This is a genomic window from Salipiger sp. ABN3_019, assembly GCF_056158605.1.
In genome coordinates this window covers 2,433,047-2,459,315 of sequence record NZ_JBSWTP010000009.1, presented here as the reverse complement: position 1 = coordinate 2,459,315, position 26,269 = coordinate 2,433,047, and the positions used below count along the sequence as shown (strand labels likewise).

Annotated in this window: 24 protein-coding genes; 13 read left to right on the top strand and 11 right to left on the bottom strand. The window is 65.7% G+C overall.

What is annotated here, in order from left to right; genetic code table 11:
* Positions 1-45: 45 nt before the first annotated feature.
* The 3 genes from ACXAD2_RS20025 to ACXAD2_RS20015 are packed head-to-tail and all read left to right on the top strand — an operon-like array spanning position 46 to position 3,462.
* The gene (locus ACXAD2_RS20025; protein ID WP_475173591.1) at positions 46-789 is read left to right on the top strand and encodes an RNA methyltransferase; all 744 of its coding nucleotides are present in this window, start codon (positions 46-48) and stop codon (positions 787-789) included.
* Between the two features lie 56 nt (positions 790-845).
* Entirely contained in the window at positions 846-1,988 is a 1,143-nt protein-coding gene (gene ctaA / locus ACXAD2_RS20020) for a heme A synthase (RefSeq protein WP_224902889.1), read from the top strand.
* Between the two features lies 1 nt (position 1,989).
* A complete protein-coding gene (locus ACXAD2_RS20015) occupies positions 1,990-3,462 on the top strand; it encodes a carboxypeptidase M32 (protein WP_475173581.1) in 1,473 nt (490 codons plus the stop codon).
* Between the two features lie 112 nt (positions 3,463-3,574).
* Here ACXAD2_RS20015 and ACXAD2_RS20010 read toward each other — a convergent pair whose 3' ends face one another.
* The 5 genes from ACXAD2_RS20010 to ACXAD2_RS19990 all read right to left on the bottom strand — a co-directional run bounded on the left by ACXAD2_RS20010 (position 3,575) and on the right by ACXAD2_RS19990 (position 9,537).
* Positions 3,575-3,964: a hypothetical protein gene (locus ACXAD2_RS20010; protein WP_475173578.1), complete on the bottom strand. Its 390-nt coding sequence runs from the start codon at positions 3,962-3,964 to the stop codon at positions 3,575-3,577.
* A 159-nt stretch (positions 3,965-4,123) separates the two neighbouring features.
* The gene (locus ACXAD2_RS20005) at positions 4,124-4,981 is read right to left on the bottom strand and encodes a LysR family transcriptional regulator (protein WP_475173572.1); all 858 of its coding nucleotides are present in this window, start codon (positions 4,979-4,981) and stop codon (positions 4,124-4,126) included.
* 291 nt (positions 4,982-5,272) lie between these two features.
* Positions 5,273-7,432 (bottom strand): phosphoribosylformylglycinamidine synthase subunit PurL, encoded by a 2,160-nt coding sequence (gene purL, locus ACXAD2_RS20000; RefSeq protein WP_475173566.1) that lies wholly within the window; start codon positions 7,430-7,432, stop codon positions 5,273-5,275.
* A gap of 64 nt (positions 7,433-7,496) precedes the next feature.
* Positions 7,497-8,372 (bottom strand): class I SAM-dependent methyltransferase, encoded by an 876-nt coding sequence (locus ACXAD2_RS19995; protein WP_475173560.1) that lies wholly within the window; start codon positions 8,370-8,372, stop codon positions 7,497-7,499.
* A 259-nt stretch (positions 8,373-8,631) separates the two neighbouring features.
* Positions 8,632-9,537, bottom strand: a complete 906-nt coding sequence (locus ACXAD2_RS19990; protein ID WP_066100705.1) for a LysR family transcriptional regulator — start codon at positions 9,535-9,537, stop codon at positions 8,632-8,634.
* Positions 9,538-9,703: 166 nt separating this feature from the next.
* Between ACXAD2_RS19990 and ACXAD2_RS19985 the strand changes: the two genes are divergently transcribed.
* The 3 genes from ACXAD2_RS19985 to ccmE all read left to right on the top strand — a co-directional run bounded on the left by ACXAD2_RS19985 (position 9,704) and on the right by ccmE (position 14,888).
* Positions 9,704-13,129 carry an indolepyruvate ferredoxin oxidoreductase family protein gene (locus tag ACXAD2_RS19985; RefSeq protein WP_475173556.1) on the top strand — a complete coding sequence of 1,142 codons (3,426 nt, stop codon included), beginning with the start codon at positions 9,704-9,706 and terminating at the stop codon, positions 13,127-13,129.
* A 300-nt stretch (positions 13,130-13,429) separates the two neighbouring features.
* Positions 13,430-14,242 carry a glutamate racemase gene (murI, locus tag ACXAD2_RS19980; RefSeq protein WP_224902907.1) on the top strand — a complete coding sequence of 271 codons (813 nt, stop codon included), beginning with the start codon at positions 13,430-13,432 and terminating at the stop codon, positions 14,240-14,242.
* 190 nt (positions 14,243-14,432) lie between these two features.
* Positions 14,433-14,888 carry a cytochrome c maturation protein CcmE gene (ccmE, locus tag ACXAD2_RS19975; protein WP_164179095.1) on the top strand — a complete coding sequence of 152 codons (456 nt, stop codon included), beginning with the start codon at positions 14,433-14,435 and terminating at the stop codon, positions 14,886-14,888.
* 77 nt (positions 14,889-14,965) lie between these two features.
* Here ccmE and ACXAD2_RS19970 read toward each other — a convergent pair whose 3' ends face one another.
* From ACXAD2_RS19970 to xth, 5 genes are all read right to left on the bottom strand, one after another.
* On the bottom strand, positions 14,966-15,718 hold the full coding sequence (locus tag ACXAD2_RS19970; protein WP_475173552.1) for an SDR family oxidoreductase: 753 nt from the start codon (positions 15,716-15,718) through the stop codon (positions 14,966-14,968).
* A gap of 115 nt (positions 15,719-15,833) precedes the next feature.
* Positions 15,834-16,334 (bottom strand): GNAT family N-acetyltransferase, encoded by a 501-nt coding sequence (locus ACXAD2_RS19965; RefSeq protein WP_475173549.1) that lies wholly within the window; start codon positions 16,332-16,334, stop codon positions 15,834-15,836.
* A 14-nt stretch (positions 16,335-16,348) separates the two neighbouring features.
* The gene (grxD, locus tag ACXAD2_RS19960) at positions 16,349-16,714 is read right to left on the bottom strand and encodes a Grx4 family monothiol glutaredoxin (protein ID WP_164179098.1); all 366 of its coding nucleotides are present in this window, start codon (positions 16,712-16,714) and stop codon (positions 16,349-16,351) included.
* 60 nt (positions 16,715-16,774) lie between these two features.
* The gene (locus ACXAD2_RS19955) at positions 16,775-17,017 is read right to left on the bottom strand and encodes a BolA/IbaG family iron-sulfur metabolism protein (RefSeq protein ID WP_066100688.1); all 243 of its coding nucleotides are present in this window, start codon (positions 17,015-17,017) and stop codon (positions 16,775-16,777) included.
* Positions 17,018-17,141: 124 nt separating this feature from the next.
* A complete protein-coding gene (gene xth / locus ACXAD2_RS19950) occupies positions 17,142-17,951 on the bottom strand; it encodes an exodeoxyribonuclease III (RefSeq protein WP_475173540.1) in 810 nt (269 codons plus the stop codon).
* A 318-nt stretch (positions 17,952-18,269) separates the two neighbouring features.
* Between xth and ACXAD2_RS19945 the strand changes: the two genes are divergently transcribed.
* The 7 genes from ACXAD2_RS19945 to ACXAD2_RS19915 all read left to right on the top strand — a co-directional run bounded on the left by ACXAD2_RS19945 (position 18,270) and on the right by ACXAD2_RS19915 (position 24,833).
* Positions 18,270-18,677: a DUF6749 family protein gene (locus tag ACXAD2_RS19945; protein ID WP_066100682.1), complete on the top strand. Its 408-nt coding sequence runs from the start codon at positions 18,270-18,272 to the stop codon at positions 18,675-18,677.
* 75 nt (positions 18,678-18,752) lie between these two features.
* Positions 18,753-19,844 carry a DUF6902 family protein gene (locus ACXAD2_RS19940; RefSeq protein ID WP_475173530.1) on the top strand — a complete coding sequence of 364 codons (1,092 nt, stop codon included), beginning with the start codon at positions 18,753-18,755 and terminating at the stop codon, positions 19,842-19,844.
* A complete protein-coding gene (locus tag ACXAD2_RS19935; protein WP_224902922.1) occupies positions 19,841-20,728 on the top strand; it encodes a DMT family transporter in 888 nt (295 codons plus the stop codon). The genes ACXAD2_RS19940 and ACXAD2_RS19935 overlap by 4 nt, the downstream gene beginning before the upstream one ends.
* Positions 20,729-21,084: 356 nt before the next feature.
* Positions 21,085-23,763, top strand: a complete 2,679-nt coding sequence (alaS, locus tag ACXAD2_RS19930; protein WP_475173526.1) for an alanine--tRNA ligase — start codon at positions 21,085-21,087, stop codon at positions 23,761-23,763.
* A gap of 26 nt (positions 23,764-23,789) precedes the next feature.
* Positions 23,790-24,077, top strand: a complete 288-nt coding sequence (locus ACXAD2_RS19925; protein WP_475173517.1) for a DUF1330 domain-containing protein — start codon at positions 23,790-23,792, stop codon at positions 24,075-24,077.
* Positions 24,077-24,364, top strand: a complete 288-nt coding sequence (locus tag ACXAD2_RS19920) for a DUF1330 domain-containing protein (RefSeq protein WP_066100665.1) — start codon at positions 24,077-24,079, stop codon at positions 24,362-24,364. Before ACXAD2_RS19925 ends, ACXAD2_RS19920 begins: the two co-directional genes overlap by 1 nt.
* Before the next feature lie 4 nt (positions 24,365-24,368).
* The gene (locus tag ACXAD2_RS19915; RefSeq protein ID WP_475173507.1) at positions 24,369-24,833 is read left to right on the top strand and encodes an MOSC domain-containing protein; all 465 of its coding nucleotides are present in this window, start codon (positions 24,369-24,371) and stop codon (positions 24,831-24,833) included.
* Between the two features lie 25 nt (positions 24,834-24,858).
* Here ACXAD2_RS19915 and ACXAD2_RS19910 read toward each other — a convergent pair whose 3' ends face one another.
* On the bottom strand, positions 24,859-26,220 hold the full coding sequence (locus ACXAD2_RS19910; protein ID WP_475173501.1) for an amidohydrolase family protein: 1,362 nt from the start codon (positions 26,218-26,220) through the stop codon (positions 24,859-24,861).
* Between the last annotated feature and the right edge of the window lie 49 nt (positions 26,221-26,269).

The window sequence follows — 26,269 nt, the reverse complement described above, 5'->3', positions numbered from 1 at the left end:
GGCGGCAGGCAGGACTATGCGGGAGCGGAATTTACGGAGTTTGTCATGCCAAGCGAGACGAGGCAGCCGGCGTTTGTGCTGGTGCGGCCGCAGATGGGCGAGAATATCGGCGCGGCGTCGCGCGCCATGTGGAACTTTGGTCTGGACCGGATGCGTCTGGTCAGCCCGCGCGATGGCTGGCCGAACCCTTCGGCGGTGGCCATGGCCTCGGGCGCGGGGCGGCTGCTGGACGAGGCGCAGCTGGTCGAGACCACGGCGCAGGCGGTCGAGGATTGCGATCTGGTGTTCGCCACCACGGCGCGGATGCGCGGGCTCACCAAGCCGGTCTATTCGCCCGAGCAGGCGATGAAGGAAGCCGCCGAGCGTATCGCGCAGGGCGGCAAGGTGGCGGTGATGTTCGGCCCCGAGCGTGCCGGTCTGGAGAACTCCGACGTTGCCGTGGCCAATGCGCTGATCAACGTGCCGGTGAACCCCGAGTTTCCCTCGCTCAACCTTGCGCAATGCGTGCTGCTCTGCGCCTACGAATGGCAGCGGGCCTCGACGCAGATCGAGGCGCAGCGGGTCGAGATGGCGGGTGCCGAATGGGCCAGCGGTATAGAGGTCGAAAAGCTGGCCGAGCATTACGAGGAGCGGCTGAGCGAGGCCGGGTTCTTCTTCCCGGACCATAAGGCCGAGAGCATGAAGCTGACGCTGCGCAACCTCTGGAGCCGCATGCCGCTGACCCGCGAAGACGTGAAGACCCTGCATGGGGTGATGCGCCAGATGGTGCGCTGGAAGGAACGCGGCTGACTTGATGGGGCGGCAGGCGCCGCCTATCGTCGCCGCGACGGATGAAGGAGAAGATCATGGCCGGAAACCGCAAGCTCTTTGAAGAGGTTGGGGCGGAGACCCAGAAAGCTGCCCCGGCGGGCGGCATGATCGACAAAGGGCGCGGCGGCGCCCGCGGCGCGATCCGCATCTGGCTGATGCTGATCTTTGCGCTGGTGGTGGCGATGATCTGCGTCGGCGGGCTGACCCGGCTCACCGACAGCGGCTTGTCGATCACCGAGTGGAAGCCGCTGCATGGCGCCATCCCGCCGCTGAACGAGGCCGAATGGCAGGAGGAATTCACCCTCTACCAGCAGATCCCGCAATATGAGCTGCTCAACAAGGGCATGACCCTTTCGGAGTTCAAGGGCATCTACTGGTGGGAATGGGGCCACCGCCAACTGGGCCGGGTGATCGGCCTTGTCTGGGCGCTTGGTTTCTTCGGCTTCCTGATCGCGCGGAAAATTCCCACCGGCTGGACCGGACGGCTGCTGCTTTTGGGCGCACTTGGCGGGCTGCAGGGGGCCGTCGGCTGGTGGATGGTCTCGTCGGGCCTCGTGGGAGAGATGATCGCGGTCGCCTCCTACCGGCTGGCGACGCATCTGGGGCTGGCCTTCATCATCCTTGGCTTCATCGCCTGGGACATCTTCCTGCTAGGGCGCGAGGAGCGCGATCTGATGCAGGCGCGGCGCCTGCGCGAGCCCAAGCTCTTTTCGATGTCGACGGGGATGCTGCATTTCGCCTTCCTGCAGATCCTGCTGGGCGCGCTGGTGGCGGGTATCGACGCCGGGCGCTCCTACACTGACTGGCCGCTGATGGCGGGCGGCTTCTTCCCGCCGCAGCCCTTCGATCTGGTGCCGCTCTGGCGCAACTTCTTCGAGGATCCGGGGCTGGTGCAATTCATGCACCGGATGGCGGGCTACCTGCTGTTCATCTTCGGCATCGTCACATGGCTGAAAGGCCGCAAGTCCGCCAATGCCGACACGCGCTTCCGCTTCAACGCGGTGATGGCGATGCTCTGTGTGCAACTGGTGCTGGGCATCACCACGGTCCTCTACGTCGCGCCGTGGCATATCGCGATCACCCACCAGTTGGGCGCTGTGGTGCTCTGGGTGCTGATCCTGCGCGCCCGCTTCGGCGCGCAATTCCCCAAGACGCAATCCATTCGGGAGACCCGCTGAAATGTCCGCATTCGATGATCTGATGGCGTTCCAGCGCGACACCGGGGCGCTGGCGCAGGTCGCTGGCCGGCTCGGCTGGGACCAGGAAACGACCATGCCGCATGGCGCGGCGGACCAGCGGTCGGAAGAGATCGCGGCGCTGGAGGGCGTGCTGCACGCCCGTCGCACCGATCCGCGCGTCGGCGAGTGGCTGGCGGTGATCCGGCCCGAAGAGCTGGATCAGGTCGGGCAGGCGCAGCTGCGCCACATCACCCGCAGCTACACCCGCGCGGGGCGGGTGCCGGGCAAGCTGGCCGCCGATCTGGCGCGGCTCACCAGCCGGGCGCATCGCATCTGGGCCGAGGCGCGGGCGGATGATGATTTCGCCGCCTTTGCCCCTGTGCTGCGCGACGTGGTGGCGCTGAAGCGCGAAGAGGGCGCGGCGCTCGCAGATGGCGGTGATGTCTATGACGCGCTGCTTGATGATTACGAGCCCGGCGCCACGGCGCAGCAGCTTTCGGATATGTTCGGCGCGCTGCGTCCGCGCCTCGTGGCGCTGCGGCAGGCGATCCTCGAGCGGCCCGCGCCAAAGGCGCTGTCGGGTACCTATGATGATGCCGCGCAGATGGCGCTGTCGCGCAAGCTGGCCGAGACCTTTGGCTATGACATGAGCCGGGGCCGCGTCGACAAGGCGGTGCACCCGTTCAGCTCGGGCAGCGGCGACGACGTGCGGATCACCACGCGCACCAATGCGCTCGACCCGTTCAACTGCATCTACTCGATCATCCACGAGACCGGCCATGCGGCCTATGAGCAGGCGATCGCGCCGGACTATCGCTTCACCCCGCTGGGTGAGGGCGTCTCGATGGGCGTGCACGAAAGCCAGAGCCGCATCTACGAGAACCAGATGGGCCGTTCGGCGGCCTTCACCCATTGGCTGCACGGGCAGGTCACCGAGGTGTTCGGCGACATCGGGCTGAGCGCGGAAGAGTTCTACAAGGCCGCCAACCGGGTGCAGAACAACTACATTCGCACCGAAAGCGACGAGGTGCAGTACAACCTGCATGTGCTTCTGCGCTTCGACCTGGAGCGGGCGCTGATTTCTGGCGATCTGGCGGTGGACGATCTGGAAGCGGCGTGGAACGAGCGGTTCAAGGCGGACTTCGGCTTTGCCGTCGACAAAGCCTCGGACGGGGTGCTGCAGGATGTGCATTGGTCGGCGGGGCTTTTTGGCTATTTCCCGACCTACAGCCTTGGCAATGTTTACGCGGGCTGTCTGCACAAGGCGCTGCGCACGGCGGTGCCCGATCTCGACGCGCAGATGCAGGCGGGTGATCTGTCGGCGGCGACCGGCTGGCTGCGCGAGAACGTGCAGCGCCACGGCGGGCTCTATGCCCCGCGCGAGGTCATCGAGAAGGCCTGCGGCTTTGCCCCCAGCGAGGCGCCGTTGCTGGAATATCTCGAAGAGAAATTCGGCGCGCTTTACGGTCTGTGAGAGTGGCGGAGCGGCCCGGCGGGTCGCCCCATGACTTCCGGCAACGCCAAGAAAAGAGCGGCCCCGAGGGGCCGCTTTAGGTGTGTGTGTTCGTGAGTGATGTGCTTCGAGCCTAATTCGCGTCAGACGCAATGGGATGGGCTATGCTGAACCGTCCGCCGCCGAAGAGAACAAGCGGTAGCGCCAGCAGCGCGACCAAGCCGCAGCTGTAGAATGTGGTGAGATCGAACGGCTCCAGTCCCGGTGCGAAAAATGCATGGAAGGAATAGAGGCCCAGCCCGATCAGAGCTACGGCGCGCACACCAATGCCGAGGATCAGCCAGATGGCGATCGACGCCAGAAGTGCGCACAAGAGAGAAGTCGCAAGGCCCGGTATCTGCACGGAGAGTGCGCCGATGAGGGTAGGATCGGCTGTAAAAATCTCCTCTGCCACCGCATCGCCGAGGGTAAGGGCGAGGGCGACACGCAGAGCGCATTGCAATGTGGGTATCAGTCTGACCATTCGTTTGCTCGTTACGTCCGGAGAGTGACCCCGCGGAACTTTACACAAGAAGCAGTGTTACAGCATGCTGTGTCAAATCCAAGACAGAAATGATCAAACTTGACCTTGCGTAAACCGATGGTTGCGACGTTTTTGCTCAGTTCGCGTTTAACGGCAGCGCTACGCGTCTTCTGCCTGTGTCGTCGTCGCGCCGGAGCTTTCGAAGCAGCGGATCACCCAGTCCACCGCGCGGCGCATACCGGGATCGGACCGGCGGCTTTCATGGTAGAACAGCCAGCAATCCAGCGTCACCGGCGCGGCAGAGGCGCAGACCGGCACCAGGTCCGGCGAGCGCTTGGCCAGCAGATCAGGCAGGGGACCGGCCAGCCCGGTGGCCTGCATCAGCGTATAGAGCGCCATGAAGTGATCGACCCGGATCTTCGGCTCTTTGCCAAAGAGGTCATGCGCGCTGCGCAGGATGCAAGAGCGGCTCGGCGCGTGGTTCAGGCTGATCCAATCGCCATTGGGATCGGCATCGCGAAAGCGGTAGGGGCGGAAGCTGAGGTCGCCCGCCTTGCGCGCAACGATGCGGCCCTGATCCGGACGTCCGAACTGGACCACCAGATCATTCTGCCCCAGACCTTCACGATCGAGCCGGTCGGTGATGTTGAGTTGCACGCCGGGCAGGGGATTCGTCTCCGGATCCAGCCCCGGGAACAGCATCAGGGTGCTGATGATCGGCGAGGCCCCCAATGTGAGCGGGACGATCTCTCCGTCGAGACCCGAGGCCTGACTGTTCAGCGTCGCCTTCAGTTGCCCATCGAAATTCAGAGCGACATCGATAAGCTCGCGCACCGCTTCTGAGGGACGCCAGCCGTCTGCGGTCTTGACGAAGGCGGGCACACCCAGCGTTTCCGACAGGCGTTCGATCCTGCGCGAGACCGTGGCGGTGTTGGTTCCCAGAAGCTTCGCCGCGGCGGTCATTGTGCCGGTCTTTGAAAGCGCGACGAGGAAACGAAGGTCGTCCCAATTATTCATGGTCGTGGGTGTACTCGAATTTTTTGGGCGTCGTGTCGTGCCGGCGCGGTACATGTCTTAAGTTGCAACCGAGCAGGTCTTCGCCCTCACCGGTGGTAACTTTGGGACAACCTAGGGCTGGACCCTAGGTCAAGCAAGGCCAGCCCCCGTGATAAGCGCAGCTGATTTGTGTCAGGTCACTGTAACTGAAGAAGAAAAAATCGCCGCACCCCGGAAGGATACGGCGATTTCTGCGGGCATCTGCCCGATGTTCGCTGCTTTGGTCGTGTTACCGCGGCAGGGACGGCTGGCTCAGCCGAAATACTCGCCAAAGCTGCCACGGTAGGCGGCGGCAAGCTCGGAAAGCGGCGCTTGGCTGGAGCCGAAACGGACCGTGTCGCCGGTGAACTTGCCAACGCTGCTGAGGGTCACGCCGGCCTGCGAGGCGGCGGTCATCAGGGCTTCGGCGCTGTCGAAGTTGCAGGCGATCAGGTAGCGGCCCTGATCTTCGCCAAAGAGCGTCGGCGTATCGGCGGCATCAAGCTGCACACCCACGCCCGAGGCTTCGGCCATCTCGAAGGCCGCCATCGCTAGACCGCCGTCTGCAAGGTCGGTGCAGCTGCGGATCAGGTCGCGGTTGGCGAGGATAAACTCGCCGTTGCGGCGCTCTGCCTCGAGGTCGACCGCCGGAGCGTCGCCGTCTTCGCGGTTGAACACCTCTGCAAGCAGGGCCGACTGGCCAAGATGGCCAGCGGTCTCGCCGACCAGCAGCGCCACATGGCCTTCGCGGGCGTAACCGAGGATCGGCTCTTCGCCAGCGGCGATCAGGCCAACGGCACCGATGGTGGGCGTGGGCAGGATCGGCTCGCCGTCGGTCTCGTTATAAAGCGAGACGTTGCCCGAGACGATCGGCGTGTCGAGCGCAAGGCAGGCCGCGCCGATGCCGTCGATGGCGCCCACGAACTGACCCATGATCTCGGGCTTCTCGGGGTTGCCGAAGTTCATGTTGTCGGTGGTGGCCAGCGGGCGGGCGCCCACGGCGACGAGGTTGCGGTACGCCTCGGCCACCGCTTGCTTGCCGCCCTCGACCGGGTTGGCGCGCACGTAGCGCGGCGTCACGTCCGAGGTGAAGGCCAGCTTCTTGTCGGTGCCATGCACGCGGATCACGCCAGCGCCGAAGCCGGGGATGCGCACTGTGTCGGCCATCACCTGACTGTCGTATTGCTCGTAGACCCACTCGCGCGAGCAGTAGTTCGGCGAAGAAACCAGCGCCTTCAGCCCGTCGATCGGATCGACGCCCGGCACATCGGCCAGCGGCTCGGCGGCGGGGGTCGGAACCCACGGGCGATCGTATTCGGGCGCGGTGCCCGAAAGCGCCTTGAGCGGCAGATCGGCTTTCACTTCACCGTTCAGCACGATGAGGAAGCGGTCCTCGGCGATGGTCTCGCCGACGATGGCGAAGTCGAGGTCCCATTTGTCGAAGACGGCCTTGGCCTCGGCCTCTTTCGCCGGGTCGAGCACCATGAGCATGCGCTCTTGGCTTTCCGAGAGCATCATCTCGTAGGCGGTCATGTGCTTCTCGCGCACCGGCACCTTTTCGAGGTCGAGGCGCACGCCGAGGTTGCCCTTGTCGCCCATCTCGACAGCCGAGCAGGTCAGGCCCGCCGCGCCCATGTCCTGAATCGAGATCACCGCGCCGGTCTGCATCAGCTCCAGCGTGGCTTCCATAAGGCGCTTTTCGGTGAACGGATCGCCAACCTGAACGGTGGGGCGCTTTTCCTCGATGGTCTCGTCGAATTCCGCCGAGGCCATGGTCGCACCGCCAACGCCGTCACGGCCGGTCTTGGCACCAAGGTAGACCACCGGGCGGCCAACGCCGGATGCGGCGGAGTAGAAGATCTTGTCGGTGTCGGCGAGGCCCGCCGCGAAGGCGTTCACAAGGCAGTTGCCGTTGTAGGCCGAGTGGAAGCGCACTTCGCCGCCCACCGTCGGCACGCCGAAGCAGTTGCCGTAGCCGCCCACGCCTTCGACCACGCCATGCACCAGCTGGCGGGTCTTGTGGTGGTCCTTTTCACCGAACGACAGCGCGTTCATCGCCGCGACGGGGCGCGCGCCCATGGTGAAGACGTCGCGCAGGATGCCGCCCACGCCCGTCGCCGCGCCCTGATAGGGCTCGATGTAGGAGGGGTGGTTGTGGCTTTCCATCTTGAAGATGACCGCCTGACCGTCGCCAATATCGACAACGCCCGCGTTCTCGCCCGGACCGCAGATGACCTGCGGGCCTTTGGTTGGCAGCTTACGCAGGTGGATCTTCGAGCTCTTGTAGGAGCAGTGCTCGTTCCACATGGCCGAGAAGATCCCCAGCTCTGTGAACGTCGGCTCGCGGCCGATGATCTGCAGGATCCGCTCGTATTCGTCGGGACTGATCCCGTGGGCGGCAATGAGCTCTTCGGTGATGGACGGTTCCTGCATCCTGACTCCCCTTAGCGTGGTTGGTGCGCTCTTTAAGGCAAGGGCGGCAAAGGGGGAAGAGGGGTCAAGGCCTCGAAGCGGTCACAAGGTTCATTCTTGCGGGGATTGTGGCGCTGCCGTTGGCCGTCAGCGCGGCAAAGGCGGTCTCTATGTCTGCGCGGATCGCTTCGGCCTGCGCGGCGCTGGCGCCTTTGTCGCGCATGTGGCGCACGGCGGGGCCAATGCGCGTGGCCAGATCCGAGGCTTTGGCACCTTGAGGCAGGCGCAGCACCGCCTCGACCGTCTCTATGGTGATCCGTTCGAATCCGGCCCCCGAAAGGATGCGCCGCACCCGCTCGGGATCGCGGAAGGCCATGGGGCCGGGGGCATCGGGATCGCCGCCCTCGGGCGGACCAAGATGCGCGACGGCGACTTTCATCGGCAGATCGAACCACGGGTTCTCGTCGCTCGCGCGCCAGCAGATGAAGGCGAGCCGCCCGCCGGGGCGCAGGAAGTGCAGGATATTGGCGAAGGCGGCGCCCGGATCGTCAAAGAACATCACCCCCATGCGCGAAAGGCAAAGGTCTGCCTGCGCCTCGGGCCGCCAGACCTGCGCGTCCGCATGAATGAAGTCGGGCCGGATGCCTCCCAGCGCCTCGGCGCGGGCGCGGGCAACTTCGAGCAGCGAGGTGGAGACGTCGACGCCGGTGACATGTCCTTCGGGCGCCACGGCCTCGGCCAGCGCCAGCGTCGTCGCCCCTGCGCCGCAGCCCAGATCAAGGGCCGTCTCGCCGGGCTGGGCCGCCGCCGCCGAAAGCACCAGTTCAGAGATGTGCGAATGCAGCGTATCAAGCTCGTCGCGCATGGCGACCCACGTGAGGCCGGGCCCCTCGGTCCAGAATGCCTGCTGTGCCGCGTTGCCCGGTGAGACGCTCCCGGCGGAGACCTCTTTCGCTGCCATGCCACCCTCCCTGATCACATCCAAGGGTACCGCAGCACATGGCCCCGCCAAAGCAACCTCTGGCAATTCCGCAAAAAAAAGGCCGAGCACAAAGCTCGGCCGAAGTCCAACAGGGAGGTTGAAGATGACGCGCGCTAGGGCGCTTCAAGCTTCGTGTGCTGAATATGTGATCAGTATTGAGTCGATCAAGGGCCGAATGCGCTGCTCAACGTCATTGCTGCCATGCAGTGTTTGCATGGCGCCTGTTTTTTGAGCAAATTCAGTCGGCGCCCATCGCTTTCAGCTGCCGCCGATGCGCGAAGATCTCGTCCTGCACGAAGTCGCGGAACGCGGTTACGCGCTTGGAATGACGCAATTCTTCGGGGTAGGCGAGGAACACCGGCACCTCGTTGGACTCCACATCAGGCAGAACCCGCACCACATGCGGGAAATCCTCTATGATGTAGTCGGGCAGCACGCCAATGCCGAGATTGGCGATCACCGCCTGCAGAACACCGAAGTAGTTGTTCACCGTGAGACCCGTGCGGATGTCATAGGTGAGCAGCTTCTGCACCAGCGCCTTGCCCGACAGCACCTGCGCCGAGTTCGGATTCTGGCAGATCAGCCGATGCGCCGAGAGATCCTCGAGCGACTCGGGCAGACCGTTCTGCTCTAGATAGGCCGGGGACGCATACATGCGCATGCGGATCGACATCAGGCGCTTGCGGATCAGGTCGGCCTGACTCGGCTCTTTCATGCGGATCGCCACGTCGGCTTCGCGCATGGGCAGGTCGAGCACCCGCTCTTCGAGCATCAGGTCGATCTTCAGATCGGGGTACTTCTCGTAGAGCTTGGTCAGGCGCGGGGCCAGCCAGAGCACACCGAAGCCATGGGTCGTGGTGACCTTGAGCTCGCCGAACACTTCCTCTTCGCTGTCGCGAATGCGCGCGGTGGCGCTGTCGATCCGCTTCACCATCGAGGCGGTGGCATCAAACAGCAGCTCACCCTGTTCGGTGAGAATCAGTCCGCGGGCATGACGGTGGAAAAGGGTGGTATCCAGCGCCTCCTCCAGCGCCCGGATTTGTCGAGACACGGCTGATTGCGACAGATGCAGCGCATCTCCCGCGTGAGTCAGGCTGCCCGCATCCGCGACAGCGTGAAAGATCCTGAGCTTATCCCAATCCATGGCGGCATCTTATTCAACTTTGGCGCCCTGTATACGACAGGAACGATAAACGGAAACACATCTTAGCCGACTGTGGGAAAATAACGAAAATTTCCCTATCCGGGTCAGCATGTGTGACCTATCATAGAACGACAGCTGCAAGCACAATGAGCGAAGGGAGGCGCGCATGAGCAAGCAAGCAATTTCCCTGCAGGACAGGTTCGATTTAAGCAAGAGTCCGGTCCTTTTGAATGGCACGCAGGCGTTGGTTCGCCTGATGCTGATGCAAAAAGAGCGCGATCGCGCCGCCGGTTTGAACACCGCGGGCTATGTCACGGGCTACCGCGGCTCGCCGCTGGGCGCCGTCGACATCCAGATGAAGCGCGCTGGCAAACTGCTGACCGAGAATGACATCGTCTTTCAGGAAGGCCTGAACGAAGACCTCGCGGCCACGGCGCTATGGGGCTCGCAACAGGCGGAGCTGAGGGGCGAGGGCAAGTACGACGGGGTCTTCGGCCTCTGGTACGGCAAGGGTCCCGGCGTCGACCGCTCGGGCGACGTGATGCGCCACGCCAATATGGCGGGCACCTCGCAGCATGGCGGCGTGCTTATGGCCATGGGCGACGATCACACCGGCGAAAGCTCGACGGTGCTGCATCAGTCCGAATGGGCGCTGGTGGATGCCTATATGCCCGTGGTCTCGCCCGCCGGTGTGCAGGAAGTGCTGGATTACGGCGTCTACGGCTTTGCGCTGTCGCGCTTTGCCGGCGTCTGGTGCGGGCTCAAGACCATGAAGGACACGGTCGAGGCGACCGCCGTGGTCGATGGCCGCTGGGACCGCATGTCGCTGGTGGTGCCCGAGTTCGCCATGCCCGACGGCGGGCTGAACATCCGCCTCGGCGACACGCCGCATCTGCAAGAGACGCGGATGATCGACTTCAAGCGCTTCGCCGCCGAAGAGTTTTCCCACGCCAACAAGATGGACAAACGCGTCTGGGGCAATCCCGGCGCCAAGATCGGTCTCGTGGCGGCGGGCAAGAACTGGCTCGATCTGCAGCACGCCATGTCGCTGCTCAATATCGACGAGGCAGAGGCCGAGCGGCTGGGTCTCACCACCTATAAGATCGGCCAGACCTTCCCGCTCGACATGAAGGGCTTCCACGATTGGGCCGAAGGGCTCGATCTGATCATCATCGTCGAGGAAAAGCGCAAGCTGATCGAGGTGCAGGTCAAGGAGGCGATCTTTGACGACCGCCGCGGCCGCCGGGTCTATGGCTGGTACAAGGGCGGGGCAGGCGGCATGCACCGCGAAGAGCTGTTCCCCACCCGCGGCGCGCTCGATCCGGTGTGGATCGCGCAGAAGCTCGGCGAGATCTTCGTCGAGGAAGGCCGCGGCACCGAGGGCATCAAGGCCGGCCTGTCCGCGCTTGACGCGGCGCGCAAGGCCGACAACGCCCCCGATCTCGCGGCGCGTCTGCCGTATTTCTGCTCGGGCTGCCCGCACAACACCTCGACGCGTCTGCCGGAAGGCTCGCGCGCCTATGCGGGCATCGGCTGCCACTATATGGTGCAGTGGATGGACCGCGAGACCACCGGCTTCACCCATATGGGTGGAGAAGGCGTGAACTGGGTCGGCGAGGCGCCCTTCTCGAAGCGCAGCCATGTGTTCCAGAACCTTGGCGACGGCACCTACAACCACTCCGGCTCGCTGGCCATCCGCGCGGCGCTCGCCGCGGGCACCAACATCACCTACAAGCTGCTCTACAATGATGCCGTCGCCATGACCGGCGGCCAGCCCAACGAGGGCGGGCTTACCGCCGACCGCATTGCGCGCGAGCTCAAGGCCATGGGCGTCGAGCATCTGGCGGTGGTCTATGACGAGAAGGAAGACGTCGATTTCGATCTCTTCCCGGCGGGCATCGAAACCTTCGAGCGGGCCGACATGATGGCCGTGCAGAAGCGCTTTGAGCAGATCGGTGGCGTGTCGGTCATCCTCTACATCCAGACCTGCGCCGCCGAGAAGCGCCGCCGCCGCAAGAAGGGCGCCTTCCCGGACCCGGACAAGCGTGTCTTCATCAACACCGACGTCTGCGAAGGCTGCGGCGATTGCGGGGTGCAGTCGAACTGCGTCTCCATCGTCCCCGCCGAGACCGAGCTTGGCCGCAAGCGCGCCATCGACCAGTCGAGCTGCAACAAGGATTATTCCTGTCTGCGCGGCTTCTGCCCGTCCTTCGTCACGCTCAAGGGCGCGAAGATGCGCAAGGGCGAGACCACGGACCTCGACCTGCCGCATCTGCCGCAGCCGCAGCTGCCCAGCATCGACAAGACCCACAACGTGGTGATCACCGGCGTCGGTGGCACCGGCGTGGTGACCGTGGGCGCGGTGCTGGCACAGGCGGCGCAGATCGCCGGTATGGGCGCGGGCATGATGGAGATGGCAGGCCTCGCCCAGAAGGGCGGCGCGGTGCACATCCACCTGCGGCTGGCGAACCGGCCCGAAGACATCTCGGCGGTGCGCGTGGCGACCGGCGAGGCCGATGCGCTCATCGGCGGCGATCTGGTGGTCAGCGCTGGGGCCAAGACCCTCGGCCTCACCAAGCGCGGTCGCACCGGTGCGGTGGTCAACGGGCATGAGATCATCACCGGCGAGTTCACCCGCGACACCGAGTTTACGCTGCCCTTCGATCAGCTGCGCGTGGCGCTGGAGGCGCGGATGCAGGACCGGCTGGCGATCTTCGATGCCACCGAACTGGCGCGGGTCACCATGGGCAACTCGATCTTCTCGAACATGATGATCCTCGGCGCGGCCTGGCAGCAGGGGCTCTTGCCGCTGCCGCATGAGGCCATCGAAGAGGCCATCCGCCTCAATGGCGCGGCGGTGGAGCGCAACCTGCGCGCCTTCGAGATCGGCCGCTGGGCGGTGCTGCACCCGGCCGAGGCGGCCGGGCTGGTCGCGCCGAAAGCGACGGTGGTGGAAAAGCCCAAGTCCCTGGACGAGAAAATCGCCTTCCGCGCCGATCACCTGACGCAGTATCAGAGCGCGCGGCTGGCGAAGAAATACCGCGCCATGCTCGAGCCGGTCACCGAGCCGCGGCTGCGCGAGGCGCTGGCCAAGGGCTATCACAAGCTGCTCGCCTATAAGGACGAATACGAGGTGGCCCGCCTGCATCTGGAGACCCGCAAAAAGGCCGAAGAGACCTTCGAGCCGGGCTTTGAGATGAGCTTCCACCTCGCACCGCCGATGCTCTCGAAAGAGGGTTCGGATGGCCGTCCGGTCAAGAAGACCTATGGCGAGAAGATGCTGAAGACCTTCGGCCTGCTGGCCAAGCTGAAGTGGCTGCGCGGCACGGCGCTCGACCCCTTTGGCCGCACCGCAGAGCGCCGGATGGAGCGTGCTCTCATCGCGCAATATGAGGCCGATATGGCCGACGTGCTGCCGAAGGTCACGCCCGAGACGCTCGACGCCGTGGTGGCGCTGGCCGAACTGCCGCTGAAGATCCGCGGCTACGGCCCGGTGAAAGAGGCAAGCGAGCGCGAGGCGGCCAAACGCCGCGAGGAATTGCTCGCCGCCATTCGCGCCGGCGGCGCGCCGCTGGCCAGGGCCGCCGAGTAAACCAGGGGAGGGACGCTTTCGCCGAGCGTCCCTCTTCCTCTTCGTCTAGAGAAAAATATCCCGGGGGCTCGGGGGCGGAGCCCCCGTCTTATCCTTCCTGTGGGCGGAGCCCCCGTCTTATCCAGCCTACCGCGAACGTTGTCGTGAGCGCGCCGCATGCCGCAATGGATCTCCCAGCCAAAGCGCCGTAAGACCGGATCCCAAGGCTTCCGCTGCGCGAGTTGTGCGGCGGACATCCGAGGCAGACCGGCAAAGACCGGCTGAGTGCAGGCCCGCGATGCGCGGCAAGGAGGGCAGGATATGGCGGTTGGTGTGTTCGATTCCGGGCTGGGCGGGCTCACGGTTCTCGACGCGGTGGCCAAGCGGCTCCCTGAGGTGCCCTTTGTCTATTACGCCGACAGCAGCCATGCGCCCTATGGCGTGCGCGACGCCGAGGACATCTACAATCTGACCGTCGATGCGGTGCATAACCTCTGGAACGCGGGCTGCGATCTGGTGATCCTCGCCTGCAACACCGCCTCTGCCGCCGCGCTGCGCCGCATGCAGGAGGGCGGTCTGCCCAAGGGCAAGCGGGTGCTGGGGGTTTTCGTGCCGCTGATCGAGGCGCTGACCGAGCGACAGTGGGGCGACAATTCCCCGCCGCGCGAGGTGGCGGTGCAGCACGTCGCGCTCTTTGCCACGCCCGCCACGGTGCGCAGCCGCGCCTTTCAGCGCGAACTGGCGTTCCGGGCGATTGGCGTGGATGTGGAAGCGCAGGCCTGCGGCGGGCTGGTGGATGCCATCGAAGAGGGTGACATGATCCTCGCCGAGGCGCTGGTGCGCAGCCATGTGGAGGCGCTGAAGCGCAAGATGCCCGAGCCGCAGGCGGCGATCCTTGGCTGCACGCATTATCCGCTGATGCAGGAGGTCTTTCAGGAGGCGCTGGGGCCGGAGGTTGCGGTCTATTCGCAAGCCAATCTGGTGGCCTCCTCGCTGGCCGACTACCTGCAGCGTCATCCCGACATGTACGGGCCGGGCAAGGAGAGCCGCTTTCTGACCACGGGCGATCCGCGCAAGGTGTCGGTGCACGCCACGCAGTTTCTGAAGCGGCCGCTCAGCTTCGAGAGCGTCTGAGCAGCCCTGCGTTTGCAGGCCAGATAGGACGGGGGCTCTGCCCACATGCAGAATAAATCGGGGCCCCCGGGATATTTCCGCCAAGAGGAAGGGCGGGCGCGGCGCGGTGACGCAATTTGATTTGGAACAGTTCTCTTGCGGCTTTAAGATGCCATATAGGGAGAATGGCATGCGTGCTGAGGAGTAGAAGATGGGTCTCAAATCGCTGAAGAAGCAGCGGCGCATCCAGATCGTCGCACTGGCAGCGGTGGCGCTGGTCGTCTCGACCGCGCTGATCGGCTACGCCATGCGCGACGGGATCAACTTCTTCCGCTCGCCGAGCCAGATTGTCGAAGCGCCGCCCTCGCCGAACGAGACCTTCCGCATCGGCGGGCTGGTGGAAGAGGGCTCGCTGGTGCGCGGTCAGGGCCATGAGATCAGCTTTTCGGTGACCGATGGCGGTGCCTCGGTGCCGGTGGTGTTTGCCGGGGTGCTGCCTGATCTCTTCGACGAGAACCAAGGCATGGTCGGCACCGGGCGCTATGTGGATGGCGTGTTTCAGGCGACCGAGATCCTCGCCAAGCACGACGAGACCTATATGCCCAAGGAAGTGATCGACGCGCTGAAAGAGCAGGGCGTCTATGAGGAGCCCACGCCCGAAAGCTGAGCGCGGCGCGAGGCCCGACGATTGCGAAAAGGCGCTCCTCTCGGGGGCGCCTTTTGCGTTCAGGAGGCAGGGCCGGCTCAGAGTTTGGTAATCGAATTGCCCCCGTCGGCCAGCATGGCGCTGCCGGTCACGAAGGAGGCGTCGTCTGAGAGCAGGAACAGCGCCGCGCGGGCGATCTCGGCGGGGGCGGCCATGCGCCTGAGCGCATGCATGGCGGCGACGGTCTCATGGAAGGCTTGGTCATCGCCCGCCATCTCGGTCATCGTGCCGCCGGGCAGCAGGGCGTTGACGCGGATGTTTTGCGGCCCGAGCTCAGTGGCGAGCGCCTGCGTCATGCCGATGAGACCCGCCTTCGAGGCCGCATAGGCGGCCATGCCGGGCAGGCCGATCGTGTGGCCGACGAAAGAGGAGGTGAAGACCAGCGCGCCGCCGCCGCGCATCTGCAGCGCGGGGATCTGTGCTTTGGCCGCGTGAAAGCCGCTGGTGAGATTGGTCTCGATCACCTCGCGCCACGTGTCTTCCGTCATCTCGGCCAGCGGTCCGAGCGCGCCGGTGATCCCGGCGTTGTTGAACGCGCCGTCGAGCCCGCCGAAACGGCTTTGCGCCAGCGCCACCAGTTCGGCGGCATAGGCGGCGCTGCGCACGTCGCCCGGCGCATAGGCGGCAGCGCCTCCGGCGTTCGCGATCTCTTCGGCAAGGGCCGCGAGCCGCTCGGCGCGCCTTGCGCCCAGCACCACATTGGCGCCTGCCGCGGCGCAGAGCCGCGCGGTTTCGGCGCCGATACCGCTGCTGGCGCCGGTGATGAGGATGGTCTTTCCGTGCAAGCGCATGTCGCCCTCCGTGTCAGGATGGGCCTAGGGATAGCCTGCAGCGGCGGGAGGGGCCGACCCGGTTCCTGCGCAAAGCGTCGCGGGTCTGCGGATGCCGGTCGCTCAGGTCGCTGGTTCAGGGCGCGCGCTCGTAGAAGCAAAGTTGCGGCAGCGCCGCCTCGGGCACCGGCTGGTAGGGGCCGCGTTCGGCAAAGCCGAGCCGCGCGTAGAGCCGCCGCGCCGCGCTCAGTGTCTTCATCGTGTCGAGGCGAAGCAGGGGCACGCCCTTGGCACGGGCGCGGGCCGCCAAGTCCTCCATCAGCCGCTGCGCCAGCCCGTGGCCGCGCGCCGCGGGGGCGACATAGACGCGCTTGATCTCGAGGCTGCCATCGGGCAGCGGCTGGCTCATGGCGCAGCCCACCGGCGCGCCGCCCAGCGTGGCCAGCAGCACGGCGTCATGTTTGCCGGGCAGCGCGTCCAGCAGGTCGGTATAGGCGGGGTCGGGGTAGAAGAGGTTCACCAGCGCCGGGGCGGCGGGGTGATGCGCGCGCAGGTCTTCGCGATAGGCGAGACACAGGCTGCGCACGGCGGCGAAATCCCGAGGGCCCGCCGCCGTGCGAATGTCGATCGTGCTCAAGCGAGCGCCCGCGCTCAGCCGTTGGCTTCGCGGATCTTGTCTGCGGCGTCCTTGTCGTAGGTCACGCCGCTCTGCTCAAAGAGGCTGTCAAGCTCGCCCGAGAGGGTCATCTCGGTGATGATGTCGCAGCCGCCGACGAACTCGCCCTTCACATAGAGCTGGGGGATCGTCGGCCAGTCCGAGTAATCCTTGATGCCCTGACGGATCGCGTCATCGGCCAGCACGTTCACGTCGAGATATTCGACGCCCATGTAGTTGAGCACGCCCGCCACGCGGCTGGAAAAGCCGCACTGGGGCATGGTCTTGGTGCCCTTCATATAGAGCACCACGTCGTTGGCTTTCACCGTCTCTTCGATCTGGGTGGTCGCTTCGGTCGTCATCTCTGTCTCCTGTCTGCGCGCGCCAAGGTGCTGCGGCACGGGCACGCGGCGTGGAATGGTTTAGTCCGGGGCTTTGGTGGTGAGCGCCAGCGCGTGCAACTCGCCATGGTTGCCGTCCATCTTGCCCTTCAGCGCGGCATAGACGGCGCGTTGCTGCTGCACGCGGTTCTGGCCGCGGAAGCTTTCGTCGATGACCTCGGCGGCGTAGTGATTGCCGTCGCCTGCAAGGTCGGTGATGGTGACTTTGGCCTCGGGAAAGGCGGCGCGGATGAGCTGCTCGATCTCCGTCGCTTCGATTGCCATGTGGGCGGACTCCGCTGTCTGACTGTTCTACTCAGATGTAAGACGGGCGCCGCGCGGGTGCAAGCACGGCCCGTCGCTTGGCACGGCGCCGGAAGCGCCGTGTTTCAAAGGGACTGCGTTTTGCTCAGAGCGCCAGCTCGACCCAGACCGGCACGTGGTCCGAGGGCTTGTCGCGGCCACGGATGTCACGGTCGATGCCGCACTCAATCATCAGGTCGGCGCAGGCGGGGGTCATCAGCACGTGGTCGATGCGGATGCCGTTGTTCCGCTGCCATGCGCCCGCCTGATAATCCCAGAAGGAATAATGCCCCGGCCCCTGCACGCGGGCGCGGAACGCCTCGGTGAAGCCGAGGTTGAGGATGCGGCGGAAGGCGTCGCGGCTCTGCTGCAGATAAAGCGCGTCCTTCTCCCAGGCCTGCGGCTTGGCGGCATCCTCGGCCTGCGGGATGATGTTGTAATCGCCTGCCATCAGCGCCGGGGTCTCATCGGCCAGAAGCTGCTCTGCGCGGGCGTGGAGCCGGTCCATCCAGTCCAGCTTGTAGCCGTATTTGCCATCCCGGATCGGCTGGCCCTCGGCGTCGAACTCCACCGGGTTGCCGTTGGGCAGGTAGAGCCCGCAAAGCCGCACGGCCTCTTTCTCGCCAACCACAGTGGCCTCGATCCAGCGCGCCTGTTCGTCGCTGTCATCGCCCGGCAGGCCGCGGCGCACATCCTCGAGCGGGTGCTTTGAGAGGATCGCGACGCCGTTGAAGCCCTTCTGACCGTGGGTCTCGACGTTGTAGCCGCGCTCTTCGATCAACTCGCGCGGGAAGGCCTCGTCGACCGATTTGATCTCCTGCAGCAGCGCGACATCGGGCTGTGCCTCGTCGAGCCAGTCGGTCAGCGCGCCAATGCGTGCCTTGATGCCGTTGATGTTGAAGGTGGCGATCTTCATCTGGGGCCCTCCGGAAGTTGCGCAACCTATCGCTCAAAGCCAACTCGGGGACAAGGGCGAGGGGGGCTGATTCCATCAGATTCGCCCTCGCAGCGAATCGAATTTCCGGGTTTTCATGACGCAAGGGAAAGCATCCCCAGAAAAATTATTTCTGTGGGCAAGTCGTATTGTTACGAAAAGCAGTGTCACTAGCGTCGATTGTTTCTGTGAGCAACTCCGGTATAATTCAACCCTGACAAGAAACTATATTGCCCGAAGCAAGTTTCCCGGGAAACCCTGAAGCACGATTTCAGTGCGTATCCAACCAGGGAGTTTTCCATGACCGCTCTGCAAAAGACTTTTGTTGCCCCCGAAACCCATGTTTCCAACGAGGCCGATCTCTTCTCGGGTGAGGGCTGCGCGCTCTTCACCTCCGGCGCGGCGCCGATGGCGCAGGCCGACGCCCTGAGCGGCGAAGGGCTCGAGATGTTCACCTCCGGCGCCAGCCCGGTTCGGGCCGAGCTTGCGGCGGGTGAGGGCGTTGCGCTCTTCACCTCCGGCGCAGCGCCGCAGATGTCCGAGACCGCCACCGGCGACGCGGTGGAGTTGTTCACCTCGGGTGCGGGTCCGGTGCGCGCCGAGGCGCTGCGCGGCGAAGCCACCGCGCTTTTCACCTCGGGCGCTGCACCGCTGCGTTCGGAAACCGCAGCAGGCGAGGCGACGGGGCTCTTCACCTCGGGCGCCTAAGGTCCTGATCTGCTCGCGCGGGCGCCCTGAAAAGGCGCCCGCATGACGTTTCCCGTTTCAAGAAGGGTCGCCGTTATGACCGTGCACGCGCCTCTCTCCACTTCCGGCAATGTCATCGCCTTTCCCGCGCGCCAAGCCGCCCTCTCGGCGACTGAGGGCGCCGCGTCCCTGCTGCAGTGTTTCGCCCGGCACCGGCGCCGCGAGGAGGATGTGTTCTGGCTCAAAGAAAACGCCGAGCTGCTGAACATCCTTGAATGCACAGGGGCCGAGGTGGCGCCGCAGGCGCTTGAGGTGCTTGAGACGTTCTACACGGGCGCCGAGGCGCGCTTGGCCTTCTTCCCGCAATATTACCGCTTCCTTCTGTCCATCGTGCTCGATCTCGAAGACCTCGGGATGCCAGGAGAGACCGGCGCACGCATGGCGCAGAGCATTGCAGACCATGATTTTCCGGACGCCGAACTGTCGGACCTGCAGCGGATGGAGGCCCGGCGTCTGCTGGCGCGGCGCGACATTGCCTGCGCTGGCGCTGATGCGGGGCTGGAAGACCGGCTGCGCGACTTCTGCGCCCGCTCGCGCGGCTTCGCGCTTCCCAACAAGAAAGCCGCCTATGAGCTGACGCATGTGGTCTTTTATCTCAGTGAGTATGGCCGCCGCGATCCGCAGCTTCCGGCCGAGGCGCTGACCAGCCTGCAATTTGCGGGCAATCTGGCCTATCTGGAGCAGAACTCCGACCTGCTGTCCGAGATCTGCATCGCGCTGCGCTATGCCGGGCAGGTGCCGCCTGCGCTCTGGACGCTCTGGCTGGCCCGGCAATTGCGCGGCTTTGCCCTCGAGGAAGGCCCGCAGCTTTCGCTGCAGGACGATTACCATGATTTTCTGGTCTGCAACTGGCAGGCCGCTGTGGCAGGGGGCGCGGCGTTTGAGATCCCCGCCGGTGCAGGCCGCAGGCAATTCCTGCGCGGCACGCAGCAGGGCGCCCCGCTGCGCGAGCTGTCGCAGGCGCTTTACGGGCTGGGCGCGCAGCGCTGCGCCGACTGGCAGGTGATGCGCCGCCGTATGCATGGGGCGCTGTCGCCGCAGGTGCTGGGTCTGCTCGACACAATGGCCGAGGGCTCGGAGCATTTCGATGCGTTCTTCGAGGGCTTCGCCCGGGCAGGCCAGCGATGAGCGGGCTGCGTCCGGCTTTGCTCGGAGCGGCACTTGTCGCGCTTTATACCGCGCTCATCGCCGCTGCGGATGGGATCACCAAGCTGATCGCGGGCGGCTATGAGGCACCACAGCTTTTCGCGCTCTCCTCTGGGTTGGTGCTGATCATCACCGGACTGAGCGCGCGGCGGCAGGGCGGTCTGCGCGCGGCGCTGGCGATCCGCTGCCGCAGGGTGATGGCGCTGCGCGCGGCGCTGACCGTGGTCGCGGCGATCGGCTTCTTTCAGGCCTTCCGCCTGCTTCCCTTTGCGGACGTGTTCCTCTTTATCGGGCTGATGCCGCTCTTTGCCGCCGCGCTGTCGGGTCCGGCGCTTGGCGAGCCGGTGCGTCCGGCGGCGTGGCTGGCGCTTGGCGCCGGGGCCGGGGGCATCCTCTTTTTGCTGCCCGAGGGCAGTGTGGCATTGGATGCGGGCCACGGCTGGGCGCTGCTGGCCTCGCTGACCGGCACGGCGTCGATGGTGGCCGCGCGCCGCATCGCCAAGGAAGAGCGCAAGCCGCTGGCGCAGGTGTTCTGGCCGAACCTCGCCTTGGCACTGAGCATGGGCGCGGTGCTGCCCTTCGTCTGGCAGCCCATGCCGCTGGCCGATGTGCTGTGGGTGGCGGGCTATGCGGTGTTCCTTTTTGGCGCGCGCTTCGTCTCGGTCGAGGCGCTGCGGCTGCTGCCCGCTTTCGTCGCGACGCCGCTGATGAACCTGCAGTTCGTGTGGATGGTGGTCATCGGCTTCTTTGGCTTCGGCGAAGTGCCGACGCTGGGAGCTCTGCTCGGTACGGCGCTGGTGGTCGGCTCGGGCCTGTGGCTGGTGGCGGATGAGGCGATGCCCGCACGGGCGGTGCGGCGGGCGTAAGCCCAAGGGCGCCAGCGCGCCCGGAACCAAGGCGAAGCCGCCGGGCGAGCGCCTGCCCGTCGCACCAGAGGTGCGCATCTTGAGTGTTGCACGCCTTTGGCGTGCGGGGCGGGCTGGCGCTTTGGGCATGAAGCACGGCGTTCATGTCTTGCGCGGATTTGGCTGGGATAAAGTGCTGACCTCGACACTTGCAGCGCCACCCCACGGGCAGGCGCGCGCCCGGCTCGCGTTGCATTTGCGGTGCTGTCGCTACCACCAGTATCCAGTCCACGCTTTTCGCGGGCGGCTTATGGACAGGGCGGGGTTGGAGATATACACCCGTCCGGAACCCGCAGACGAGGCGCAAGAGAACACCCATGCCCACGCTGAACGACATTCGCTCGACGTTTCTGAACTACTTCGCCAAGCAGGGCCACGAGATCGTCCCCTCGAGCCCGCTTGTTCCCCGCAACGACCCCACGCTCATGTTCACCAACTCCGGGATGGTTCAGTTCAAGAACCTATTCACCGGCGTCGAACATCGCGACTACAAGCGGGCCACCACCGCGCAGAAATGCGTGCGTGCCGGTGGCAAGCACAATGACCTCGACAACGTGGGCTACACCGCGCGCCACCACACGTTCTTCGAGATGATGGGGAACTTCTCCTTTGGAGATTACTTCAAGTCCGAGGCGATCCCCTTCGCCTGGGAGCTGATCACCAAAGAGCTCGATATTCCCAAGGAACGGCTTCTGGTCACCGTCTATCACACCGATGACGAGGCCGCCGACATCTGGAAGAAAGTGGCGGGCCTGTCCGACGACCGGATCATCCGCATCCCGACGAACGACAACTTCTGGATGATGGGCCCGACCGGTCCGTGCGGCCCCTGCACCGAGATCTTCTTTGATCACGGCGAGAAATACTGGGGTGGCCCTCCGGGATCGCCCGAGGAAGACGGCGACCGTTTCGTCGAGATCTGGAACCTCGTCTTCATGCAGAACGAGCAGTTCGAAGACGGCTCCATGCGCGCGCTCGACATGCAGTCGATCGACACCGGCATGGGCATCGAGCGGGTTGCCGCGCTGCTTCAGGGCACCAATGACAACTACGCCACCGACCTCATCCGCTCGCTGATCGAGGCGTCGGCCGATGCCACCTCGACCGATCCCGACGGTCCGGGCAAGACCCACCACCGGGTGATCGCCGACCACCTGCGCTCGACCTCCTTCCTGATCGCCGATGGCGTGATGCCCTCCAACGATGGCCGCGGCTACGTGCTGCGCCGGATCATGCGCCGCGCCATGCGCCACGCGCATATGCTGGGCTCGAAGGATCCGGTCATGCACCGGCTGGTGCCGGCGCTGGTGCGCCAGATGGGCGCCGCCTATCCCGAACTGCACCGCGCGCAGGCGCTGATCGAAGAGACGCTGAAGCTCGAGGAAACCCGCTTCAAGCAGACGCTCGACCGCGGCCTCAAGCTCCTCGACGACGAGCTTGTCGGTCTTGGCGAAGGTGCCAAGCTGCCCGGCGAGGCGGCGTTCAAGCTCTATGACACCTACGGCTTCCCGCTCGATCTGACGCAGGACGCCCTGCGCGAGCGTGGCCGCGAGGTTGACACCGAGGGTTTCGACAAGTCCATGGCCGAGCAAAAGGCCAAGGCGCGCGCCGCATGGTCCGGCTCGGGCGAGGCCGCCGATCTGGCGATCTGGTTCGACATCGCCGAAGAGAAGGGCGCCACCGATTTCCTCGGCTACGACACCGAAACCGCCGAGGGCCAGATCCTCGCGCTGGTCAAGGACGGCAAGGCCGTCGATACGCTGGCGGCGGGCGAAAGCGGCTGGGTGGTGCTGAACCAGACCCCGTTCTACGGCGAAAGCGGCGGTCAGGTGGGCGACACCGGCTGGCTGCGCCGCCTCGAGAATGAGGACGATCAGGCCGAGGTCACCGAGACGCAGAAGCTGGCGGGCGGCAAGATCACCGGCCATATGGTCACGGTCAAATCCGGCACCTTCTCGAAAGGGGACGCGCTGGGTCTTGAGGTGGATCACAAGCGCCGCGGCAAGATCCGCGCCAACCACTCGGCGACCCACCTGCTGCACGAGGCGCTGCGCCGCGCGCTTGGCGATCACGTCGCACAGCGCGGCTCGCTCAACGCGCCCGAGCGCCTGCGCTTCGACTTCTCGCACACCAAGGCGCTGACGCCCGAGGAAGTGGCCAAGGTCGAGGCCGAGGTGAACACCTTCATCCGCCAGAACTCGGCGGTGAGCACCCGCATCATGACCCCCGACGACGCCCGCGCCATCGGCGCACAGGCGCTCTTTGGCGAGAAATACGGCGACGAGGTGCGCGTGGTCTCCATGGGCACGCTGGCTGGCTCGGGCAAAGGCTCGGACGGGCAGACCTACTCGCTGGAGCTTTGCGGCGGCACCCATGTCGCCCAGACCGGCGATATCGGCATGTTCGCCCTGACCTCGGAGACGGCATCTTCGGCAGGCGTGCGCCGCATCGAGGCGCTGACCGGCGAGGCTGCCATGGCCGAGCTTCGTGGCCGCGACAAGGCGCTCTCGGGTATCGAAGCGCTGCTCAAGGTCTCGGGCGAAGACGCCGTGACCCGCGTCGCCACGCTGCTCGACGAGCGCCGCAAGCTGGAAAACGAAGTGGCCCAGCTGCGCCGTGATCTCGCCATGGCCGGTGGCGCCGGGCAGGGCGGCGGTGCCGAGGCGCGCGAGGTGAACGGCAAGAAGTTCGTCGGCCAGGTGCTTTCGGGCGTTTCGGGCAAGGACCTGCCGCCGCTCATCGACGAGCATAAATCGCGGCTCGGCTCGGGCGTGGTGCTGCTGATCGCCGACACCGGCGGCAAGGTGGCCGTCGCGGCAGGCGTGACCGAGGACCTGACGGGTTCGGTTTCAGCGGTCGATGTGGTCAAGGCGGCGGTTGCGGCGCTTGGCGGCAAGGGCGGCGGTGGCCGTCCCGATCTCGCCCAAGGTGGTGCCAAGGACGCGGCGCAGGCCGACGCGGCGATCGCCGCAGCCGAGGCCGTGCTGGCGGGCTGAGCGAACCCCGAGGGAGGAGGACCTACATGACTGCCTACGTTATCGCGCGCATCGATGTGACCGATTACGAGGATTACGCCGTCTATGCCGGCCAAACCATTGCGCTCGCCGAGAAATTCGGCGGGCGCTTTATTGTGAAGGGCGGCCCGCAAAGCTTTGTCGAAGGCGATGGGCCGGGCCGTCACGTGATCATCGAGTTTCCCAGCCGCATCGCCGCCGAGCGCTGGTACAACTCGCCCGAATACCAGCGGATCCTGCCCATCGCGCTCAGCGCGTCGAACCGGGATCTCGTCATCGTCGAAGGAATGAACTGATGCCCGCACTGTGGATCGCCCATGTCACCGTCACGGACGAAGAGGCCTATGGCAAATATGCCAAGCTGGCGGGCCCGGCGATTGCCGCGCATGGCGGGCAGTTCATCGCTCGGGGCGGGCGCTTCGTGCAGCTTGAGGGCAAGGAACGCCCGCGCAATGTCGTGGCGAAATTCCCCTCGGTCGAGGCGGCAGAGACCTGCTATCACTCGCCCGAGTACCAAGAGGCCCTGAGCCACGCGCGCGGCGCGTCCGAGCGCGAGCTGCTGATCGTCGAAACCTCCGAATGATCCGGTGAGCCTCAAGGCTCTTCTGGAAACCCATCACGCGCCGGGCCGGCTCGATTGGATCGGCCTGCGCGCCGAGCGCCTTGCGCCGCTGCGCTCTGTGCCCGAGGCGCTGATTTCCGAGGCCGGGCTGGAGGGCGACCATGGCCGCCCCGGCAAACGCGCGGTCACGCTCATTCAGGCCGAGCATCTGCCGGTCATCGCCGCGCTCTGCGGCCATGAGGCGCTGCCCCCCGAGGTGCTGCGCCGCAACCTCGTCATCTCTGGCATCAACCTCTCGGCCCTGCGCGGGCGGGAGGTGACGCTCGGCGAGGCGCGTCTGCGCTTCACCACGGTGTGCGCGCCCTGCTCGCGGATGGAAAAGGCGCTGGGGCAGGGCGGTTACAACGCCATGCGCGGCCATGGCGGCTGGTGCGCCGAGGTGATCCACCCCGGCGCGATCCGCATCGGTGACCGCCTGACGCCCGCCTGACGCCCGAATAACGCCAGCCTGAGCCTCAGCCGTCGGCGGCCGCCGCCTTGATCTCATCCAGCATCTGCACCGCCTCGCGGGTCAGCGCGCGGATGTCGACGCGGGTGAGCGCACCGTCTTGTTTGTGCACCTCGCCGCCGATCATCACGAAAGACACATCCTCCGGATCCGCCGCATGGGTCAGCAGGAAATCCATGCTGCCAGAGGGCTGGGTGTTGAGGCTCTCGGTGTCCACCGCGATCAGATCCGCCGGGCCGCCGATCTGCAGCACGCCCACGCCCTCGGGTGCCTGCACCGAGGCCGCGCCCTGACGGCTGGCCCAGTCAAAGACGGTGGCATCGGTCAGGCTCTGCTGCGCCTGCGAGAACCCATCGCCAAGATCGGCGGTCAGCCGCATCACCTCGAACATGTTGATCTGCCCGGCCAGCACCGTGTTGTCGACCGAGACCGCCATATCGAGGCCCGCCGCCTGCATCAGCGCCGGGTTCGGCACGCCATAGCCCACCTGCATCTCGGTCCATGGCGAAATGATCAGCGGACTGCCACTCTCGGCCAGCGTCTCCAGATCCGCGCGGGGGGCCGAGGTCATATGCACCACATGGATGTCCTCGCCCAGCATGCCTTCCTCGTGCAGCGCCTGCGCATTGTGCTGCGCGGCGGCATCCGCGCTGCCGCCCATATGGAAGGTCACCGGCAGGCCCAGTTCGCGGGCCGTGGTGATCTCGGTCTGCCAGACTTCGGGCTCCGACCGGTCCGGCCCGCGCAGCGAAACGCCGAGGCCGATCTTCCCGCTCTCCCAATCCTCGGCGGTGGCGCGCAGGTCCGCAAGATCCATCATCTCGCCTTCGCCCGCCGCCTGCGGATAGCCATAGCTGAACCGCCCCCGCACGCCGCTGTCGCGCATGGCGGCCACTTCGGCGTCGGCATGCGCGGGCGAGACGGTGTTATGCGCCCAGTTGTTCACCCAAGTGATGCCCGAGTTCACCGCCAGCGCCATGCCCAGCTTCACCGAGAGCGCCGAGGCCTCGGGCGTCCAGACCTTGGCCAGCGGTCCCATGGTCTGCGAGAAGCCGCCGCGCTCCGAGCGCGCCATGCCGCGGGCGATCGTGTTCCACATATGCCAATGCCCATCGACGAGGCCGGGGGTGATCACATGGCCCGAAAGGTCGATCTCTTCGGCGCCCTCCGCGGTGAGATCGGGGCCGATCTCGGCGATGCGGCCGTCCTCGATGAGAATGTCCAGTGCCTGCGGCTCGGTCCAGCCACCCTGCATGGTGACCACTTCGGCCCCCGTCAGAAGGCGGCGGTCGGCGTCCTGCGCAAGCACGTCGACGGGGAGCAGGACAGGCAGCGAGGCGCCGAGCGCGAGCAATGTGGGGCGGGTCATGAAAAATCCTTTCGGGAGGGAGAATTGGGCCGTCTCCGTCTCAAAGCGG

Bases quoted from the DNA above. Each gene is read 5' to 3' on its own strand.
- ACXAD2_RS20025 (WP_475173591.1), top strand. From the start codon at position 46: ATGCCAAGCGAGACGAGGCAGCCGGCGTTTGTGCTGGTGCGGCCGCAG.
- ctaA (WP_224902889.1), top strand. From the start codon at position 846: ATGGCCGGAAACCGCAAGCTCTTTGAAGAGGTTGGGGCGGAGACCCAG.
- ACXAD2_RS20015 (WP_475173581.1), top strand. From the start codon at position 1,990: ATGTCCGCATTCGATGATCTGATGGCGTTCCAGCGCGACACCGGGGCG.
- ACXAD2_RS20010 (WP_475173578.1), bottom strand. From the start codon at position 3,964: ATGGTCAGACTGATACCCACATTGCAATGCGCTCTGCGTGTCGCCCTC.
- ACXAD2_RS20005 (WP_475173572.1), bottom strand. From the start codon at position 4,981: ATGAATAATTGGGACGACCTTCGTTTCCTCGTCGCGCTTTCAAAGACC.
- purL (WP_475173566.1), bottom strand. From the start codon at position 7,432: ATGCAGGAACCGTCCATCACCGAAGAGCTCATTGCCGCCCACGGGATC.
- ACXAD2_RS19995 (WP_475173560.1), bottom strand. From the start codon at position 8,372: ATGGCAGCGAAAGAGGTCTCCGCCGGGAGCGTCTCACCGGGCAACGCG.
- ACXAD2_RS19990 (WP_066100705.1), bottom strand. From the start codon at position 9,537: ATGGATTGGGATAAGCTCAGGATCTTTCACGCTGTCGCGGATGCGGGC.
- ACXAD2_RS19985 (WP_475173556.1), top strand. From the start codon at position 9,704: ATGAGCAAGCAAGCAATTTCCCTGCAGGACAGGTTCGATTTAAGCAAG.
- murI (WP_224902907.1), top strand. From the start codon at position 13,430: ATGGCGGTTGGTGTGTTCGATTCCGGGCTGGGCGGGCTCACGGTTCTC.
- ccmE (WP_164179095.1), top strand. From the start codon at position 14,433: ATGGGTCTCAAATCGCTGAAGAAGCAGCGGCGCATCCAGATCGTCGCA.
- ACXAD2_RS19970 (WP_475173552.1), bottom strand. From the start codon at position 15,718: ATGCGCTTGCACGGAAAGACCATCCTCATCACCGGCGCCAGCAGCGGT.
- grxD (WP_164179098.1), bottom strand. From the start codon at position 16,714: ATGACGACCGAAGCGACCACCCAGATCGAAGAGACGGTGAAAGCCAAC.
- ACXAD2_RS19955 (WP_066100688.1), bottom strand. From the start codon at position 17,017: ATGGCAATCGAAGCGACGGAGATCGAGCAGCTCATCCGCGCCGCCTTT.
- xth (WP_475173540.1), bottom strand. From the start codon at position 17,951: ATGAAGATCGCCACCTTCAACATCAACGGCATCAAGGCACGCATTGGC.
- ACXAD2_RS19945 (WP_066100682.1), top strand. From the start codon at position 18,270: ATGACCGCTCTGCAAAAGACTTTTGTTGCCCCCGAAACCCATGTTTCC.
- ACXAD2_RS19940 (WP_475173530.1), top strand. From the start codon at position 18,753: ATGACCGTGCACGCGCCTCTCTCCACTTCCGGCAATGTCATCGCCTTT.
- ACXAD2_RS19935 (WP_224902922.1), top strand. From the start codon at position 19,841: ATGAGCGGGCTGCGTCCGGCTTTGCTCGGAGCGGCACTTGTCGCGCTT.
- alaS (WP_475173526.1), top strand. From the start codon at position 21,085: ATGCCCACGCTGAACGACATTCGCTCGACGTTTCTGAACTACTTCGCC.
- ACXAD2_RS19925 (WP_475173517.1), top strand. From the start codon at position 23,790: ATGACTGCCTACGTTATCGCGCGCATCGATGTGACCGATTACGAGGAT.
- ACXAD2_RS19920 (WP_066100665.1), top strand. From the start codon at position 24,077: ATGCCCGCACTGTGGATCGCCCATGTCACCGTCACGGACGAAGAGGCC.
- ACXAD2_RS19910 (WP_475173501.1), bottom strand. From the start codon at position 26,220: ATGACCCGCCCCACATTGCTCGCGCTCGGCGCCTCGCTGCCTGTCCTG.